The 17,723-nt window shown below is 68.3% G+C and carries 21 protein-coding genes; 17 read left to right on the top strand and 4 right to left on the bottom strand.

Features of this window, described 5'->3' with window-relative positions; translation table 11 throughout:
* Window positions 1-5: 5 nt before the first annotated feature.
* From iolB to HP445_RS17805, 8 genes are all read left to right on the top strand, one after another.
* Window positions 6-929 (top strand): 5-deoxy-glucuronate isomerase, encoded by a 924-nt coding sequence (gene iolB, locus HP445_RS17840; protein WP_128781162.1) that lies wholly within the window; start codon window positions 6-8, stop codon window positions 927-929.
* A gap of 17 nt (window positions 930-946) precedes the next feature.
* Window positions 947-2,836, top strand: a complete 1,890-nt coding sequence (iolD, locus tag HP445_RS17835; protein ID WP_128781406.1) for a 3D-(3,5/4)-trihydroxycyclohexane-1,2-dione acylhydrolase (decyclizing) — start codon at window positions 947-949, stop codon at window positions 2,834-2,836.
* A 33-nt stretch (window positions 2,837-2,869) separates the two neighbouring features.
* On the top strand, window positions 2,870-3,823 hold the full coding sequence (locus HP445_RS17830; RefSeq protein WP_042539399.1) for a sugar phosphate isomerase/epimerase family protein: 954 nt from the start codon (window positions 2,870-2,872) through the stop codon (window positions 3,821-3,823).
* 44 nt (window positions 3,824-3,867) lie between these two features.
* Entirely contained in the window at window positions 3,868-4,941 is a 1,074-nt protein-coding gene (locus HP445_RS17825; protein WP_017887102.1) for a Gfo/Idh/MocA family protein, read from the top strand.
* 3 nt (window positions 4,942-4,944) lie between these two features.
* A complete protein-coding gene (locus HP445_RS17820; protein ID WP_027464526.1) occupies window positions 4,945-5,814 on the top strand; it encodes a sugar phosphate isomerase/epimerase family protein in 870 nt (289 codons plus the stop codon).
* The gene (locus tag HP445_RS17815) at window positions 5,811-6,923 is read left to right on the top strand and encodes a transaldolase family protein (protein ID WP_128781163.1); all 1,113 of its coding nucleotides are present in this window, start codon (window positions 5,811-5,813) and stop codon (window positions 6,921-6,923) included. The genes HP445_RS17820 and HP445_RS17815 overlap by 4 nt, the downstream gene beginning before the upstream one ends.
* A 220-nt stretch (window positions 6,924-7,143) precedes the next feature.
* The gene (locus tag HP445_RS17810) at window positions 7,144-8,337 is read left to right on the top strand and encodes a Gfo/Idh/MocA family protein (protein WP_128781164.1); all 1,194 of its coding nucleotides are present in this window, start codon (window positions 7,144-7,146) and stop codon (window positions 8,335-8,337) included.
* A 61-nt stretch (window positions 8,338-8,398) separates the two neighbouring features.
* Window positions 8,399-8,806, top strand: a complete 408-nt coding sequence (locus HP445_RS17805) for a tautomerase family protein (RefSeq protein ID WP_128781165.1) — start codon at window positions 8,399-8,401, stop codon at window positions 8,804-8,806.
* A gap of 149 nt (window positions 8,807-8,955) precedes the next feature.
* Here HP445_RS17805 and HP445_RS17800 read toward each other — a convergent pair whose 3' ends face one another.
* Window positions 8,956-9,714 (bottom strand): GntR family transcriptional regulator, encoded by a 759-nt coding sequence (locus HP445_RS17800; RefSeq protein ID WP_071405736.1) that lies wholly within the window; start codon window positions 9,712-9,714, stop codon window positions 8,956-8,958.
* 156 nt (window positions 9,715-9,870) lie between these two features.
* The gene (locus HP445_RS17795; protein ID WP_027464531.1) at window positions 9,871-10,536 is read right to left on the bottom strand and encodes an exonuclease domain-containing protein; all 666 of its coding nucleotides are present in this window, start codon (window positions 10,534-10,536) and stop codon (window positions 9,871-9,873) included.
* A 44-nt stretch (window positions 10,537-10,580) separates the two neighbouring features.
* On the opposite strand from HP445_RS17795, the gene HP445_RS17790 reads away from it, so the two are divergent.
* Entirely contained in the window at window positions 10,581-11,150 is a 570-nt protein-coding gene (locus HP445_RS17790; protein ID WP_128781166.1) for a hypothetical protein, read from the top strand.
* A 59-nt stretch (window positions 11,151-11,209) separates the two neighbouring features.
* Window positions 11,210-12,283 (top strand): redox-regulated ATPase YchF, encoded by a 1,074-nt coding sequence (gene ychF, locus HP445_RS17785; protein WP_111088238.1) that lies wholly within the window; start codon window positions 11,210-11,212, stop codon window positions 12,281-12,283.
* A 21-nt stretch (window positions 12,284-12,304) separates the two neighbouring features.
* Here the strand turns inward: ychF and HP445_RS17780 are convergent, their stop codons facing one another.
* Together HP445_RS17780 and HP445_RS17775 are read right to left on the bottom strand one after the other, a co-directional pair.
* Entirely contained in the window at window positions 12,305-13,429 is a 1,125-nt protein-coding gene (locus HP445_RS17780) for a tyrosine-type recombinase/integrase (protein ID WP_128781167.1), read from the bottom strand.
* Window positions 13,422-14,063 (bottom strand): hypothetical protein, encoded by a 642-nt coding sequence (locus tag HP445_RS17775; RefSeq protein WP_128781168.1) that lies wholly within the window; start codon window positions 14,061-14,063, stop codon window positions 13,422-13,424. Before HP445_RS17775 ends, HP445_RS17780 begins: the two co-directional genes overlap by 8 nt.
* Before the next feature lie 108 nt (window positions 14,064-14,171).
* Here HP445_RS17775 and HP445_RS17770 point away from each other — a divergent pair, with 108 nt between their 5' ends.
* The 7 genes from HP445_RS17770 to HP445_RS17740 all read left to right on the top strand — a co-directional run bounded on the left by HP445_RS17770 (window position 14,172) and on the right by HP445_RS17740 (window position 17,719).
* Entirely contained in the window at window positions 14,172-14,366 is a 195-nt protein-coding gene (locus HP445_RS17770; RefSeq protein WP_164941232.1) for a helix-turn-helix domain-containing protein, read from the top strand.
* 403 nt (window positions 14,367-14,769) lie between these two features.
* Entirely contained in the window at window positions 14,770-15,147 is a 378-nt protein-coding gene (locus HP445_RS17765; RefSeq protein ID WP_128781170.1) for a hypothetical protein, read from the top strand.
* Complete coding sequence (locus HP445_RS17760) at window positions 15,147-15,371, top strand: hypothetical protein (protein WP_128781171.1); 225 nt, start codon at window positions 15,147-15,149, stop codon at window positions 15,369-15,371. Before HP445_RS17765 ends, HP445_RS17760 begins: the two co-directional genes overlap by 1 nt.
* Window positions 15,372-15,651: 280 nt before the next feature.
* The gene (locus tag HP445_RS17755; protein ID WP_128781172.1) at window positions 15,652-15,954 is read left to right on the top strand and encodes a hypothetical protein; all 303 of its coding nucleotides are present in this window, start codon (window positions 15,652-15,654) and stop codon (window positions 15,952-15,954) included.
* Complete coding sequence (locus HP445_RS17750) at window positions 15,951-17,009, top strand: AAA family ATPase (protein ID WP_128781173.1); 1,059 nt, start codon at window positions 15,951-15,953, stop codon at window positions 17,007-17,009. Before HP445_RS17755 ends, HP445_RS17750 begins: the two co-directional genes overlap by 4 nt.
* A gap of 156 nt (window positions 17,010-17,165) precedes the next feature.
* The gene (locus HP445_RS17745) at window positions 17,166-17,585 is read left to right on the top strand and encodes a hypothetical protein (protein ID WP_128781174.1); all 420 of its coding nucleotides are present in this window, start codon (window positions 17,166-17,168) and stop codon (window positions 17,583-17,585) included.
* Window positions 17,582-17,719 carry a hypothetical protein gene (locus tag HP445_RS17740; protein ID WP_164941233.1) on the top strand — a complete coding sequence of 46 codons (138 nt, stop codon included), beginning with the start codon at window positions 17,582-17,584 and terminating at the stop codon, window positions 17,717-17,719. Before HP445_RS17745 ends, HP445_RS17740 begins: the two co-directional genes overlap by 4 nt.
* The last annotated feature ends 4 nt before the right edge of the window (window positions 17,720-17,723 follow it).

Below are 17,723 nucleotides of genomic sequence, written 5' to 3'. Positions count from 1 at the left end.
GCAGCATGGCGAACGAACAGCACCAGCACGACCAGTGGTTCATCCCGGCGGGCTCCCGGCCCGAGGCGGGCTGGACCGACGTGGTCGACGGTCGCATCGAGGGGTGGGCGCACACCGGGCTCCGGACCGGCGCGCTGACCGACGGGGGCGAGCTGCGCCTCCCGGCCGACGCCGTCGAGCGCATCGTCGTGCCGCTCGCCGGGTCGTTCCACGTGACCCACTCGGGCGCTGCCGGCGACGGCGAGCAGACCCTGCATGGGCGGGGGAGCGTCTTCGACGGCCCCACCGACGTCCTGTACCTGGGATCGGGCTCCGCGGCCACCATCACCGGCAGCGGCCGGTTCGCCGTCGCGGAAGCCCCCACCGACACCGTCAAGCCGACCACGTACGTGGCCCGGCCGGACGTGCCCGTGGAACTCCGCGGCGCCGGGCAGTCGAGCCGACAGGTGCACAACTTCGGCACGCCGGCCGCGCTCGACGCTGTCAAGTTCATCGTGTGCGAAGTGATCACGCCGGCCGGCAACTGGTCGTCGTACCCGCCCCACAAGCACGACACGAACGTGCCCGGTTCGGAGTCGAACCTCGAGGAGATCTACTACTACGAGGCAGCGGTGTCCCGTGGGCTCGAGTCGATCGCACCCGAGGCCGCCGACCCGTTCGCCCTGCACCGCACGTACGCCTCGGACGACCGTGCCATCGACGAGTTCCGGCAGGTCCGGACCGGCGACGTCGCCCTGGTGCCGTACGGCTGGCACGGTCCGGCGGTCGCCGCTCCGGGTTACGACATGTACTACCTGAACGTGATGGCCGGGCCCGACCCGGAGCGCGTCTGGAACATCACCGACGACCCCGCCCACGGGTGGGTCCGGCAGGCGTGGGCATCGGAATCGATCGACCCACGACTGCCCTACGAAAGGAAGCAGGCGTGACCACCACCACGCGGAAGATGACCGTCGGCCAGGCACTCGTCGAGTTCCTGGCCAATCAGTGGACCGTCGACGGCGACGTCCGCGAACGCACCATCCCGGGGATCTTCGGCATCTTCGGGCACGGCAACGTCGCCGGGGTCGGTCAGGCCATCAAGCAGCTCCACGTCGAGCAGCCCGGTTTGCTGCCGTACCACCAGGCCCGCAACGAGCAGGCGATGGTGCACGAGGCCGTCGGCTTCGCCCGCATGCACCGCCGCCGTGCGACCTACGCGTCGACCGCGTCGGTGGGCCCGGGTGCCGCCAACATGCTGACCGCTGCGGCACTCGCCACCACGAACCGGCTGCCGGCCCTGCTGCTGCCGTCGGACACCTTCGCCACGCGCACCACCGACCCGGTGCTCCAGCAGATCGAGCTGCCGCACGACACGTCGTTGCAGGTCACCGACGCCTTCCGTCCGCTGTCGCGCTACTTCGACCGTGTGGAGCGTCCGGAGCAGCTGTTCTCGATCGCCCTCGCCGCGATGCGGGTCCTCACCGACCCGGCCGAGACCGGTGCGGTGACGATCGCCCTGCCCGAGGACGTCCAGGCCGAGGAGTTCGACGTGCCCGTCGCGTTCCTGCAGCCGCGCGAGTGGCACATCCGCCGTCCGTTGCCGGAGCGTGGCCCGCTCGAGCGTGCCGTGGCCGCGATCCGTGCCGGTCGGCGTCCGGTCATCGTGGCCGGCGGCGGGGTGCTGTACTCCGACGCCGCCGACGAGCTCCGCGCCTTCGTCGAGGCCACCGGCATCCCGGTCGGCACGTCGCAGGCCGGCGGCGGGTCCCTGGTCTGGGACCACCCGCAGTACCTCGGCGGGATCGGCGCGACCGGCACCGCGGCCGCCAACGCGATCGCCGCCCAGGCCGACGTCGTCATCGGGATCGGCACCCGCTACAGCGACTTCACCACGGCGTCGCGCACGGCGTTCCAGAACCCGGACGTCACGTTCGTCAACGTCAACGTGGCCGCGTTCGACGCCTACAAGCACGGTTCGCAGCTGCCGCTGATCGCGGACGCCCGGGAGGCCCTGGTCGCCCTGGCCGAGTCGCTCACCTCGGACACGGCGTACGTCGTCGAGCCCGGCTACGCCTCCGAGATCGCCTCGCTGAAGGCGGCGTGGGACGCCGCCGTCGACGGCGCGTTCGCGCCGTCCGGCGCGGACCTGCCCGGCCAGCCCGAGATCATCGGCGCCGTGCAGTCGGTCTCCGACCCGCGCGACGTCGTGATCCAGGCCGCGGGCTCGCTGCCCGGCGACCTGCACAAGCTCTGGCGGGTGCGCGACGAGCTCGGGTACCACGTCGAGTACGCGTTCTCGTGCATGGGCTACGAGATCGCCGGCGGCATCGGCGTCCGACGCGGGGCTCCGGACCGCGACGCGATCGTGATGGTCGGTGACGGCAGCTACCTCATGCTGCACACCGAGCTCGTCACCGCCGTTGCCGAGGGCATCAAGATCATCGTCGTGCTCATCCAGAACCACGGGTACGCGTCGATCGGGCACCTGTCCGAGACCGTCGGCTCCGAGCGCTTCGGCACGAAGTACCGGTACCTCGACGAGACCGAGTCGTTCGAGAACGGCGAGCCCCTGCCCGTCGACCTCGCCGCCAACGCCCGCTCGTACGGCGTCGACGTCATCGAGGTGCAGCCCGGCCCGGACAGCATCGAAGACCTGAAGGCCGCACTGCGTCAGGCGAAGGCGAACGACCACACCACCCTGGTGCACATCAACTCCGACCCGCTGGTCTACGCCCCCGAGGGCGACGGCTGGTGGGACGTTCCGGTCGCGCAGACCTCCACCCTCCCCAGCACCCAGGCCGCCCGCGCCGAGTACGAGCAGCAGGTCGCCACGCAGCGTCCGCTGCTCGGCTGAACCGTTCACGAGACAGAAAGCGACAGCGACGTCATGACCGACACCGCCACCCCCATCGGCAGCCCCGCCACCGACGCGGCACCCGCCTCGATCCGCATCGGCACCGCACCTGACTCGTGGGGCGTCTGGTTCCCGGACGACCCCAAGCAGGTGCCGTGGCAGCGCTTCCTCGACGAGGCGTCCGCCGCCGGGTACGAGTGGATCGAGCTCGGGCCGTACGGGTACCTGCCGACCGACCCGTCGCAGCTGTCCGACGAGCTCGAGTCCCGCGGGCTCAAGCTGTCGGCCGGCACGGTCTTCACCGGGTTCCACAAGGGCGAGGACCAGTTCCAGCGTGCGTGGGACCAGGCCGTCGCGGTCGCCGGTCTGGCCGCGAAGCTCGGCGCCGAGCACCTGGTGACGATCCCCGACCTGTGGCGCTCGGACGCCACCGAAGAGGTGCTCGAGGCGCGCACGCTCACCGACGAGCAGTGGGAGCGGCTCGGCAAGGGACACGACCAGCTCGGCAAGGCGCTGCTCGAGGAGTACGGCGTCCACCAGCAGTTCCACACCCACGCGGACAGCCACGTCGGCACCTACAAGGAGACCGTGCGGTTCCTCGAGGTCACGAACCCCGAGTACACCAACCTCTGCCTCGACACCGGCCACTTCGCCTACTACGGCGGCGACAACCTCAAGCTCATCGCCGCCCACCCGGAGCGCATCGGCTACCTGCACCTCAAGCAGGTCGACACCGACCTGCTGTTCGACGTGCTCAAGAACGACGTGCCGTTCGCGACCGCCGTGTCGCAGGGCATCATGACCGAGCCGCCGCACGGCACCCCCGAGCTCGCCCCGATCATCGAGGCCGTCGCCGCGATCAACCCGGACATCTTCGGCATCGTCGAGCAGGACATGTACGGCTGCTCCGTCGACGCCCCCGGCCCGATTGCCGAGCGCACCTTCCAGCACATCTTCGGCTCGACCTCGGCCGCCCGCGCCTCCTGACGCGCCGTCCACGCAGCGTCAACAACCACCAGGAGAACACCACCATGACCACCACGCAGAACCTCCGCGTCGCCGTCGTCGGCGCCGGCATGATGGGCGCCGACCACGTCCGCCGCATCACCGCCAAGATCTCGAACGCCGACGTCGTCGCCGTCGTCGAGCCCGACCAGGCCCGTGCCGCTGCGGCAGCCGCCCTGGCACCCGGCGCGATCACCGCCGCGTCCTTCGACGAGGCGCTCGAGCAGACCGAGATCGACGCCGTCATCATCGCGACGCCCGGTTTCCTGCACGAGCCGATCCTGGTGACCGCGCTCGAGCGCGGGCTCACCGTCCTGTGCGAGAAGCCGCTGACGACCAGCGCCGAGGACTCGCTGCGCATCGTCGAGCTCGAGCAGCAGCACGCCGCCCGACCGGTCATCCAGGTCGGCTTCATGCGCCGGTTCGACGCCGGGTACCAGGAGCTCAAGGCCCTGCGCGAGTCGGGGGCGAACGGCGCCCTGCTCGCCCTGCACCACGCGCACCGCAACCCGACGACGCCGCCGAACTTCAGCGAGTCGATGCTCATCCACGACTCGGTGATCCACGAGATCGACATCATCCCGTTCCTCACCGGTGAAGCGATCACGAGCGTCGAGGTGAAGAAGCCGCGCAAGAACTCCCTCGCGCCGGCCGACCTGCCCGAGCCGCAGTTCGTCCTGTTCACCACCGAGTCCGGCACGATGGCGATCGTCGAGATCAACGTCAACGCCCAGTTCGGCTACCAGGTCACCACCGACGCCGTGTTCGAGTCCGGTGTCGCGTACATCGGCCGCGACACGTCGCTCTCGCTCGTCGCAGCCGGGGCGACCTCGCAGGGCGTCACGCCGTCCTTCAAGGAGCGCTTCGGTGCCGCCTACGACGAAGAGGTCCAGCGCTGGGTCGACGCTGCCCGGACCGGTGGCATCGACGGGCCGAGTGCCTGGGACGGCTACACCGCCTCCGTCGTCGCCGAGGTCGCGGTCCGGGCCCAGCAGTCCGGCGCGCACGAAGTGGTCGAGTACGCGGTCACGAAGCCGGCGTTCTACGACGAGACGAGCGACGCGACGAGCGATGCGACCGCCGCGCTCGCCGGGGCCTGATCGATGCCGAAGATCGCGCTCGACCCGACCCCGTTCCACCACGACCTGTCGCTGCTCGAGTTCCCGCGCAAGGTCGCGGAGCTCGGCTACGAGTACCTGCAGCTCACCCCGCACAAGGACTTCATTCCCTTCTACCGGCACCCCAAGGCCGACGACGACCTGGTCGACGCGTTCGCCGCGGCCTGCCGTGACGCCGGGGTCCAGGTGGCGAGCGTGCTGCCGGTGCTGCGCTGGTCGGGCCCGGACGAGGACGCCCGACAGGCTGCGGTGCGGAAGTGGAAGCGGGTCATCGAGATCACGAAGCGCCTCGGCGTGGACACCATCAACACGGAGTTCTCCGGCCGCCCCGAGCGTGCCGAGGAGTCCGAGGACCAGTTCTACCGGTCGATGGAGGAACTGCTGCCGATCATCGAGGACGCCGGCATCCGTGTGCTCATCGATCCCCACCCCGACGACTTCGTCGAGGACGGGCTCGAGGCGCTCCGGGTGATCCGCGGCCTGAACTCGAGGCACGTCGGCTTCGTGTACGTCGCCTGCCACACGTTCCACTACGGCGGCAACATGGACGAGATCATCGACGCAGCCGGCGACTCGCTGCAGCTGGTCCACGTCGCCGACGCGTACGACCACCGTCGCTCGCACGGCCTGCGCTACATCACGAACCCGCCCGGCAACCCCGTCCGGGTGCACCAGCACCTGCCGGTCGGCCAGGCGGACGTCGACTTCGACGCCTTCTGGGCAGCACTCGACCGGGTCGGTTTCTCGGCGCGCGAGGACACCGTCGCGGTCTCGAGCGTCTTCGCCGAGGACGAGAACGCCGACGCGGTGTCGCGGTTCCAGCTCGACACGATCACGAAGGGACTCCACCGATGACCACCACCCTCGAGACGCAGGCGTCCACCGACGCCGATTCCCGTCCCGTCACCCTGCAGGCCGCGGAGCAGACCCCCACCGCCCTGTGGAACGACTCCGCCGACCCGCGCGAACTGTCGACCGCCATCCACGAGTACGGTGCCGTCGGTGCGACCTGCAACCCGGTGATCGCGTACACCTGCATCCAGCAGGACCCGGAGACCTGGGTCCCGCGCATCCGCGAGATCGCCGAGGAGCACCCGACGGCGGGGGAGTCCTGGATCGGCTGGAAGGCCGTCGAGGAGCTCTCCATCGCCGCCGCGGCGCAGCTGCTGCCCGCGTTCGAGGCGTCCGGCGGCCGGAACGGTCGACTGTCCATGCAGACCGACCCCCGGTTCCACCGCGACGCCGATGCGCTCGTCGAGCAGGCCGTCCGGTTCTCGCAGCTCGCGCCGAACATCATCGTGAAGATCCCCGCCACCAAGGTCGGCATCGCCGCGATCGAGGAAGCCGCCTACCGCGGGGTCTCGATCAACGCCACGGTGTCCTTCACCGTGCCGCAGGTCGTCGCCGTGGGCGAGGCCATCGAGCGGGCACTCGACCGCCGCGCCGCCGAGGGCCTGCCGGAGCAGGAGTTCGGCCACGTCGTCACCCTGATGGCCGGCCGCTTCGACGACTGGCTGAAGGCCGTCGTCAAGCGTGACCACGTGATGGTGGACCCGGGCATCCTCGAGTGGGCCGGTGTCGCCGCGGTGAAGAACGCCTACCGCGTCTTCCAGGAGCGTGGGTTCCGCTCGCGTGTGCTGGTCGCCGCGTTCCGCAACGCACTGCAGTGGTCGGAGTTCCAGGGTGGGGACCTGGTGGTGTCGCCGCCGTTCCAGTGGACGAAGGACATCAACGACAACGCGTTCCCGTTCCGTCCGCACGCCATCGACGACGAGGTCCCCGTGCACGTCATCGAGGCGCTCCGGGCCGCGACGCCGGAGTTCGCCCGCGGCTACGACGTGGACGGCATGACGATCGACGAGTTCGACCGCTTCGGTGCGACCGTGACGACGCTCCGGCAGTTCCTGGACGCCGACGCGAAGCTCGACGCCCTGGTCCGCGACATCATCGTCCCTGCGCTCTGAAACGCGCGATCTGAGTCGCGGTCTGATGCGCGGTGCCATCCGCGGTCGCAACCACGGGTCGCGCCCCGCGCGCTGACGCACCAGCCTGGAGGCCCGGTGCCGGTCCCTGAGACCGGCACCGGGCCTCCAGGCGGTTGCGTCATGTGCTGACAAAGTCCACCGCATCGGCTACGCTCGTTGTCGCGCTCCAATGCGCGTCACCTGAACGAAGGAGTTCTCCATGGACAGCATCGGCGTCGGGCTGATCTCGGTCGGCTGGATGGGGCGGTTGCACTCGCGTGCCTACCGAGCGTTGCCGGACCACTTCCCGGAGCTCGGCGTCCAGCCGCGGCTCGTCGTCGCGGCCGACCCGATCGAGGCGGCACGCGACCAGGCGGTGACGCGGCTCGGGTACGAGCGGGCCGTCGCTGACTACCACAGGGTCCTCGCCGACCCGGCAGTCGACGTCGTGTCGATCTGTTCGCCGAACTTCCTGCACCGCGAGATGGCCGTCGCCGCGGCCGAGGCGGGCAAGCCGTTCTGGATCGAGAAGCCGATGGGCCGGTACGCCAGCGACTCGCGCTCCATCCACCAGGCGGTGCAGCGGGCCGGCGTCATCACGAGCGTCGGCTTCAACTACCGGCACGCCCCGGCGATCGAGCGCGCCCGCGAACTCGTCCGCAGCGGGCGGCTCGGACGCATCACGAACGTGCGCGGATCGTTGCTCGCCGACTACTCGTCCGACCCTGCTGCACCGCTGACCTGGCGCTTCGAGCGTGAGCGTGCCGGATCGGGTGTGCTCGGCGACCTGTTGTCGCACGGACTCGACCTGGCGCAGTACGTGGTCGGCCGGATCGCCTCGGTCAGTGCGCTCGCCGAGACGTTCATCGAGTCGCGCCCCCGTCCGGGTGCCGGCATCGTCGACCGCAGTGCGGCGGCCACCGGCGAGCTCGGTGCCGTCGAGAACGAGGACTACGCCGCCCTGCTGTTCCGGTTCGAGGACGGTGCGGTCGGCACGATGGACTCGAGTCGGGTCATGCGTGGGCCGCACGCCGAGTACACGCTCGAGATCTACGGCACCCGCGGTTCGGTCCGGTGGGACTTCCAGCGCCTCAACGAGCTCGAGGTGTACCTGGACGGGCAGGAGGTCGACGGGTACGCGACGCACTACGTCGCACCCGGGGACGGCGACTTCGGTCGCTTCCAGCCCGGCGCCGGGACCGCGATGGGCTACGACGACCTGAAGACGATCGAGGCGGCGCAGTTCATCGCGAGCGTGCAGCGCGGGGAGCAGCTCGCACCCTCGGTCGCCGACGGGCTGGCTGCCGCGTCGATCGTCGAGGCGGCGGAGGCTTCGCTGGTCGACGGCTCGTGGCACGACGTCGCTCGTGTCGACGGGCCGCTGACGTACGGGGCACCGACGCCGAGGTTCTAGACACGTGGCGGCGTCTGCTTGTTAGTATGTAAGGACAAAGTCTGAGCAACCAGGAGGCACCATGCCGCTCGTCCGTATCGACCTCGCCACCGGCCGCACGCCGGAGGCCGTCCGTGGCATCGCCGACGCCATCCACCAGGCCATCGTCGACGTGTACGGGATCCCGGTGCGTGACCGGTTCCAGGTGATCACCGAGCACCCGGCGCAGCAGATCATCGCCGAGGACGCCGGCCTAGGGTTCGAGCGCACCGAGGGCGTCATCGTCATCCAGGTGTTCACGCAGCGCGGGCGGACCGACGAGGCGAAGGCTGCGCTGTACCGGGCGATCCACGACGCCCTCGCGGCGCTCGGTGTCGCGTCCGAGGACGTCTTCATCGGCTACGTCGAGAACGGGCCGCAGGACTGGTCGTTCGGATTCGGACGGGCCCAGTACGTCACCGGTGAGCTCGGGGTGCCCGCGCTCGGTTGAGGCCGTGCAGGGCCGCAGGCGGGGCGGTCACGACACCCCGCTCAGTTCCGCCGAGTGGTCACGAAGTATCAGTTGCCGGGCGTCCGGGCGACAGTTCGTGACCACTCGGCGCATCACCGACAGCGTGTCGTGACCACTCGCCGAGCGACCTACTTGTCGACGAGCGTGACCTCGAACGAGTACCGGTCGGGGCGGTAGCAGTGCACGCCGTACTCGACCGCACGGCCCGAGGCGTCGTACGCGGTGCGGCTCATCGTGAGCACCGGGTCGCCGTCCTCGATCTCGAGCAGGCCGGCCTCTTCGTCGGTGACCGCCCGGGCCCCGATCCGCTGCTTGGCCACCCGCATCGTGACACCTCGGCCGCGCAGCAGCTGGTACAGCCCGTACGCCTGCAGGTCCTCGTCGGTCAGGTCGAGGAACTCCGGCGGCAGGTAGTTCTCGAGGATCGCCATCGGGACGTCCTCGGCGAACCGCACCCGCCGGATGTGCGCGACGGTCGTGCCGGGCTCGATGCTCAGTGCCGCGGCGACCTCGTCGGACGCGGGGACGTCGTTGCGCTGCAGGAGCTTCGTCGCCGGAGCCTGCGCACCCTGCGCCAGGTCGTCGTACAGGCTCGTCAACTCGACCTTGCGGGTCACCGGCCCGTGCACGACCTGGGTCCCGATGCCGCGGCGGCGCACCAGCAGACCCTTGTCGACGAGGTCCTGGATCGCGCGACGGATCGTCGGCCGCGACAGGCCGAGACGCTCTCCGAGGGCGATCTCGTTCTCGAGCCGGGCCCCTGGTGGCATCGCGCCGGAGCGGATCGACTCCTCGATGCGCGAGGCGACCTGGAAGTAGAGGGGCATGGGACCCGACCGGTCCAGGTCCATGAACAGGTCGGACGGCAGCTGGCCTTCGTTGGTCATCGCGGTCCTTCACACGTGCGGAGATGCCGGCGACGGTGCCGACGGCATTGTCGTGACAATACCACCGGGGATGTGACACCCCGGCCGCGCGCAGCGGGCGTTGCGTCAGTCTGCAAACACCGCCAGCCAGCGCAGACCGTCAGTCAGCGAAGACCCTCAGTCGGCGAACACCATCGGCCGGTTCGACAGCCGCGGCTGGTTCGCGGCCTTCGGCTTCTCGGCACGCGCACGGACCGGGGCGATCGTCACCCGGGTCACCGCCCCGAGCGCCTCGACCGTCTCGACCCCGTGGTGCCCGGCTGCGTGCACGACGATCGCGGCGCAGGCCTCGGCGTCGGCGGCGGCGTCGTGGTGCTGGAAGCCCTCGAACCCGGCGGCCATCGCGGCGACCGGCAGGCGGTACGAGTCGAGCGTGTAGGTCTTGCGCGCGACCGCCAGGGAGCACAGCGAGTGGTGCTCGGCCAGGTCGATCCCCGTCGCGGAGCAGCCACCGGCGATGACACCCATGTCGAAGCGGGCGTTGTGGGCCACCAGGACGTCGCCCTCGGCGAAGGCCACCAGGTCGGGGTACTGCTGCTCCCACGTCTTGGCGTGCGTGACGTCCTCGGCGACGATGCCGTGGATCCGCGTGTTCCACTCCAGGAACGCGTCGTGCCCGAACGGCGGGCGGATGAACCACGACGCCCGATCGACAACCCGGCCGGCGCGGACCTTCACGAGCCCGACGGAGCAGGCGCTCGCGGGCGAGCTGTTGGCAGTCTCGAAGTCGATCGCGGTGAAGTTCAACGGCACGGTCCCGATCGTCGCACGGGGTGCCGACATCGCCCTCCGTTCCCGTCGGCGTTGCGTGTGGCTACTGTCGGCGCATGGGGAACGAGGCCGACCGACGTCCGCTCGTCCTGGTGCTCGCCGGCGCCGGCTACGGGCAACAGGCGCCGCTGCTCTGGTGGACGAACGAGATCGCTCTCGCGTCGGGGTGGGAGGTCGTCGCGCCTCGATGGCACGTCGACGACGCCGCCGGTGCCGATCCGGTCGGGTTCGTCGAGACCGCTGTCGCCGCCGCCCTGGGGGACCGGCTACCGGACCTCGTCGTCGCGAAGTCGTTCGGCTGCTTCGCCCTGCCGTGGGCGATCCGCCACGAGGTGCCCGGGGTCTGGCTGACGCCGGTCCTCACCCACGACGACGTCGCGGCAGCGCTCGCCGCTGCCACCGACGCGCACGTCGCGATCGGGGGTGGAGACGACGCCATGTGGCGGCCCGAGCGGGTCCCGGGGACGGCTGCGCGCCTCCAGACCGTCGACCATGCCGACCACTCGCTGCAGGTGCCGGGGGACTGGCGGCGATCGCAGCGGCTGCAGGCCCACGTCTTCGACGTCGTCGAGCGCCGCATCACGGCCCTGCGGCCCCCGACGGACGGGCCGCGTCTGCTGATCTGACGGACGGACTGGAGGCCCGGGTCGGCTCCGACAGGCCGCCGCCGGTAGGCTCTTCTTCCGTGGCTCTCACCATCGGAATCGTCGGTCTCCCGAACGTCGGCAAGTCGACCCTGTTCAACGCCCTGACCAAGAACCAGGTCCTCGCCGCGAACTACCCCTTCGCGACGATCGAGCCGAACGTCGGGGTGGTGAACCTGCCCGACTCGCGGCTCGACCAGCTCGCCGAGCTCTTCCACTCAGAGAAGACCGTGCCGGCGCCGGTGTCGTTCGTCGACATCGCGGGCATCGTCAAGGGCGCGAGCGAGGGTGAAGGCCTGGGCAACAAGTTCCTCGCCAACATCCGCGAAGCCGACGCCATCGCGCAGGTCGTCCGCGGCTTCACCGACGACGACGTCGTGCACGTCGCGAACAAGGTCTCCCCGAAGGACGACCTCGAGGTCATCAACACCGAGCTGATCCTCGCCGACATGGAGACCATCGACAAGGCGCTCCCGCGGTACGAGAAGATGCTCAAGCTCAAGCAGGCCGAGCCGGTCGTGCTCGAGACCGCTCGCGAGGCCCGTGCCGCGCTCGAGCAGGGCACGCTGCTGTCCGCCACCAAGATCGACCTGTCGCCGATCGCCGAACTCGGCCTGCTCAGCGCCAAGCCCTTCATCTTCGTCTTCAACGTGGACGAGGCGATCCTGACCGACGAGTCCCGCAAGGCCGAACTGGCTGCGCTCGTCGCCCCGGCGCAGGCCGTGTTCCTCGACGCCCAGGTCGAGTCGGAGCTCATCGACCTCGACCCGGCCGACGCCGCCGAACTGCTCGAGTCGACCGGGCAGACCGAGTCGGGCCTCGACCAGCTCGCACGCATCGGGTTCGACACCCTCGGGCTGCAGACATACCTGACGGCCGGTCCGAAGGAAGCCCGTGCGTGGACGATCGGCAAGGGGTGGAAGGCTCCCCAGGCTGCCGGCGTCATCCACACCGACTTCGAGAAGGGCTTCATCAAGGCCGAAGTCATCTCGTTCGACGACCTGGTCGAGACCGGCTCGATCGCCGAGGCCCGCGCTGCCGGCAAGGCCCGCATCGAGGGCAAGGACTACGTCATGCAGGACGGCGACGTGGTGGAGTTCCGCTTCAACAACTGACCTGCCCGGAACTACGCGGATCTAGACCGTATCGGCCACTTCGTGCCGCACCAGTGCCGCATTCGTCGCGGAAACCTGGCGGATGAGGTCTGCGGTTGCCGCACGAGTCCGGTCCTCCGCGTCCGGCCATAGGTGCGCGTAGGTGTTCAGCGTGACGGTGGCGGAGTGGTGCCCCAAGGCGCGCTGAACGGTCACGACGTCGCAGCCGGCGGCGATCAGGCCAGACGCGAAGAAGTGGCGGCAGTCGTGAAGTTTGAAGGGCTCAACGCCCGCGGCAGCGATGGTCTTCGCCCACCAGTAGTAGATGGTGTTCCCATGCGGAGGGTTGCCGCCTGACCCGACGAACAGCCACCGCTCATCTCCTCGGACTCCCACTTCCGACATGTGCCAGGAGAGAGCCGCGGTGAGTTCGTCCGGCACGTACACGTCTCGTTCCGAGCCATATTTCGGCGGCGAGATTCGAACCTCCTGTCCGCCAGCACGCTGCACCTGACGGCGGACCTGCAGCCTCCTCTCGAGGAACGCAATGTCGCCGGCCTGAACCGCAGAGGCCTCTCCGAGTCGGAGCCCAGCGAACGCGCACAGGCGGATGTACGTCTTGAACCAATCGTCCGCGGCATCAATTACGGACGCCAGCTCGGCAGGTGTGGGGATCCGCATCGCCTGCGCAGCGCGTCGGCGTCGGGGAAGAACGACGCCCTCTGAAGGGTCGGCTCCGAGATACTTGTCGCGCACCGCGGCCCGCAGCACGCTGCGGACGTTGTTCACTCGCGTGTGGGTGGTCGACGCGGCCAGGTCCGCGGTCATCGTCTTAACCCACTGTTCGACGTGCGACCGGCGCAGTTTGTCGAGCCGAACGTTGCGGAACGAGCACTTGTCCACGGCTAGCGTCATCGCCGTCACGGTCGTCGGCTCCCACACCTGCCGCGGTGCCCACTGGTCAAAGTATTCCTGCAGTGTGGTGACCCCGTGATTTGGGTCGACCCAGCCGCCTGCCTTCCAGGCAATCCGCTGGTCGTCGAGCCAACGCTGCGCGTCGCCCTTCAGCCGGAACACTTTCGTCTTCTCGCGACGACGATCCTCGTCGTCCCGCCACTCAAAGCGGGCTCGGTAGCTCCCGTCTGCGCGCTTGTATACGTCACTCATCGCTTGTCATCCCTTCGTGCCGACCCATAACGGCTTGCCACGCGGAGAGCTGGGTACTTACGTCGTGATCGACGGTTGACGGCACGAGAAGTCCGTTCGCTTTGGCTTTCGCAATCCAGTTGTCCGCAGTCCGCGCGGTCAGATGGAGGTCGCGCTGCACCGCCTTCGCAGGAGGCTCAGCAGCAAGCTGAGCGAACACGTAACTGAATCCCACGTGCGAGATGGAAAACGGGGTCGGCCCTTCGTTCTTGAGGAGGTCGGCAAACTCGTCACCGAAGATCGATTCCGGGCCAGCGAAGTCGAAGAGAGCCGCAAGAGGTTCAGCCTCGCCATCTGAGGCATCGAGGGCGGAGTAGATCCCCAACCGAGCCGCACCGCGCAGGTAGTCCGTCACCCGCACTGTGCGCAGCATGGTTCCGTTGACTTCATCCGCGCGGACGCCGATGAACGTCGGTCGATACCGGCTCTCGGACACATCGAAGGTCACTTCGATCTCGGGTTCGTAGTCAGTGTTCGCCTCGCCCTCGATGCGCATGGACATCCACGGAACAACTCGGAAGCCTGGGAAGGGCTCGATCGTCGCGTCCGCCATGGATGGGGGGTGATCGCCGACGCTTACGTGCAGTAGGGCCATGCTCTGATCTTGCCGTAGTTGCGCCCGTTTGACAAACCTCCGCAGGGTGCGCATACTTGAGGTGTCGCCTTGTCAGGGCGGCGCAAGTTCGAGTCGAAGGAGATGTCGATGAGCACTCTGCTCACCGTCCCAGAAGCGGCACCGCTGCTTCGGAAGACAGAAGGTGCGGCCCGGATGTGGCTGCGTACGAGGGACTGCCCGATCAAGGTCGTCAGGATCGGTCGCCGTGTGTACGTCCGGCGCGAGGACGTGGCAGCTCTCATTGAGGGCAACTCGACGGCCTCGCTGCGGAAGGCCGGATGACCCGCGACCTGGCAGCCACCTCGCTGGACCAAGGTCGCGGGGTTCTCCCACACCGGGATCCGACCTTCGATGCAGTTGTGCGCGCAATCGAAGGTGGGGGACAGCCGGTCGACTGGAAGCTCACTGGCCCCTTGATGGTTCGTCGGCATGATCCGGACCCCGCATCGCGCGGAGGCCTCGATCGGGGCCGGGAATGGTTGCGAATGCCGTCCGTATCGGACAAGCCGCTCCAGCTGAACCTCGAACCTGATGTGGCAGCCGAGGTGCTGCGTTACCTCAATCGAATAGCAGAACGTCGCCCGTCTCGGTCCGGCAAGACCACGACGTACGGCATGAAGAAGGGCCCGGCGGCAACCGGGCCCCAGTCCAACCAGTAAGCACTACCAAACCGAAGGACAAGACAGTGTCTCAGACGAACATCACGCCCGCAGTCCTCAGTATCGCAGAAGCGACCGACATTCACTGGCACGACATCGACCACACGGTGGTCGTTCTCGTTCAGTGCCACGAGCGCGGCTGCATGCTGTACGGGACCCCACACCTCCTTGGCTGGGGCGACATGCTTCAGCACGTGGCGTTCGAGGTGGCTGAGCAGGACACCCGTGTCGAGGTCATCAAGTACGCCGCGTCCGAAGAGATCCCCGAAGCCGAGTCCTACTGGTATGTGGCCGGCTTCCTCTGCGACGACGATGCGCGTCTCACCCCGGAGCGCGTGCAGTTCTTCAACGCGCACTACAACAGCGCCATCGCTCTCGCCGCTGAGCTCAACGGGGACGCCTGATGGACGACGTGATCAAGCTCGTCGACGTCGAGACGACTCCGACCGGACGCGCCGAAGTGATCATCGACGCTCAGCCGAGCCAGTTCAGCGACGGCTACTCGCTCATCCTGACGACATCCGAAGCGCTGCGATTGGCACACGCCATCGTCGCTCGCGTCTCCGACGTGCGGACTCAGCCGCTCGCCGTCCCCATGCTGGTCCCGACTCTGCGGGTGGCTGCCTGATGCCGGCGGGTAAGACGACGGTCGACGGGTTCGCGGTGCTCGCCATCAACGGCGTGGTGGGAGTGCGTGCCGAACGACCCCTGACGGAGCTAGCTGGGGACCAGGCGCGACGCTTGGCTATCTGCCTGCTCGAAGCTGCGCAAGACGCCGAACGTCCGGAGCCGCCTGAGTGGCCGTAGGCCAGTCCGGCACCAGGAAGCCCCCAGATCCTCACTACGAGGACGAGGGGGCTTTCTCGTACCCGGACACCATCGAGCTCTCGCCAGCCGCAGAGCGGTACATGCACCAGCTGGCGATCGACCTCACCGCTGGCGTCGTCGAGCTCAGGCAGCTGCCGCCCTCGTTTCGGCAGTTCTACGTCTTCGCGTTCGAGCAGGGCAGTGCGTCACGGCAACCCGAAGTCGACCACGCCAACGACGACGCAGACCGGCTCTACGCCGAAGTGTGCCGACGCCAGCCATCGCGTGACCACGAGACCACAAACGCCTTCCTCGAGGCGCAGAAGCATCGCGGCGCTGAAGCCGCAGCCAAACGAGCGGCCGCAATCCGCGCCCAGATCTACTCCGGACAGGAGACCCAATGACCCGACCCCCAACCACCTTCGATGCCCGCTGGCTGATGGCGCAAGAATTTCCACCCACTCAGTACGTCGTCCCCGGCATCATCCCCGAAGGCATGACCCTGCTCGTCGCAGCGCCGAAGATCGGCAAGAGCTGGCTAGTGCTCGGACTGGCGCTCTCGCTCCACGTTGGCGAGAAAGCGCTTGGAGGTGTACCTACGGGCGCGCCCCGCCCTGTCTTGTATCTCGCACTCGAAGACGGTCCCCGTCGCCTGCAGCAGCGCATTCGCACGCTAAACCCTGAGGTGGTCACCCCTCGGCTCGAGTTCGTCACTGCGCTCGAAGGTGGTCAAGTGATCCCTGCGATCAAGGAGTTCATCTCCCGGAACATCGACCAGAACCCCGTCGTCATCCTCGACACCCTCGGGAAGGTACTTCCAAGTACCGCGGCAACGAAGTCGCAGTACGCCGCGGACTACGAGTTCCTTGGCGCGCTCAAGGCCACTACGGACGAGGAACCGGGCTCGTCCCTCATCATCGTCCACCACACCCGGAAGAGCGGCGGTGAGGACTTCCTGGACGCTGTGAGCGGCACCCAGGGCATCGCAGGAGCTGCCGACACCGTGCTCGTGCTGCGCCGTGAGCGACAGGAGCAGAGCGCGACGCTGCACGTCACCTCCCGCGATGCAAAAGAGGGCGAGTACGCACTGCTGCTGTCCGACTCGGGTGCCTGGGCACTTCACGGGGGAGGGCTGGAAGCCGCCCGTGCCGCTGCTGACGCGATCAAAGTGTCCGCAGGAGTGGGGGATCGGATGGCCGACATCATCGGCGTCGTCTACCAGGCCGATGCTCCCGTCTCCCGCCAAGAGATTCAGCACCTGCTGCCGACGATCCCGGTTGCTCAGCTCGACGTGTACCTCAAGCGCGCGGTCGACGCGAAGCGCATCTTGAAGCCATCACGGGGCCTCTATGGCCCTGCTGTTAGTTCCGTTAGATCTGTTAGTTCCGAAGACGGTTCTAACACTCCTAACGCTTCTAACACCCCCTACGAGAGAGACGTGTTCGAGGGCGTGGCATGAACCCGATCACCGTCGCCTGCCCTGACTGCTCAGCCGCAGCAGTCATCGACATCTCAGGCCCAGGCATCACCCACGCCGTCCTCGAGCACGACTCCACGTGCCCGCGACTCAACCACCCAGCCTTCGGGCTGCACCACGACCGTTAGGACCAAACGCATGACCGACGCAAGCCGCGAGTGGTTGAAGGCCTACCTCGCCGAGCTCGAGACAGCCGGCAACAAGCTGCTCACTCAGATCTACGAAGACGCGAACGGCATCCCAAGCACGGTGGTGGGCGGCGGGTCCATCGGCCTCGCTGGCTATGCGCTCGCTACCCAAATCTCTGTGACGACCGCCAACACCGAAGAGCTCGTCAATCTCGTCGTGGAGCATCGCGCCCACGCCGAGAAGAAGCTCGGCCCGGACGCATGGCCCGACGTGGCCTTCGGCGCGCTTCTCCACCTCGCGTGCCTGTACCTCGAGCCGGCATACCGCGTCACGGACACCACCGACGTCGACCTGCGAGGGGCTGCACAGCAGTGGTGGCAAACCTTCGCCGACGCCATCGATGCGAACCCCGAAGGGAGCAACGCATGACCGACCACGACGACCTCATCAAGCGAGTCCTCGACGACATCAAGCACGACGAAGAGCAGCAACGAGACGGTTCTAAACCTGACCCCACCACAGACCTCGACGACTTCGCCCGCCGAGCCTTCGGCAGCCGCTGACCAA

Source organism: Curtobacterium flaccumfaciens (genome assembly GCF_013359815.1).
Lineage (GTDB): Bacteria > Actinomycetota > Actinomycetes > Actinomycetales > Microbacteriaceae > Curtobacterium > Curtobacterium flaccumfaciens.
This window is presented reverse-complemented; position numbering and strand designations above follow the sequence as displayed.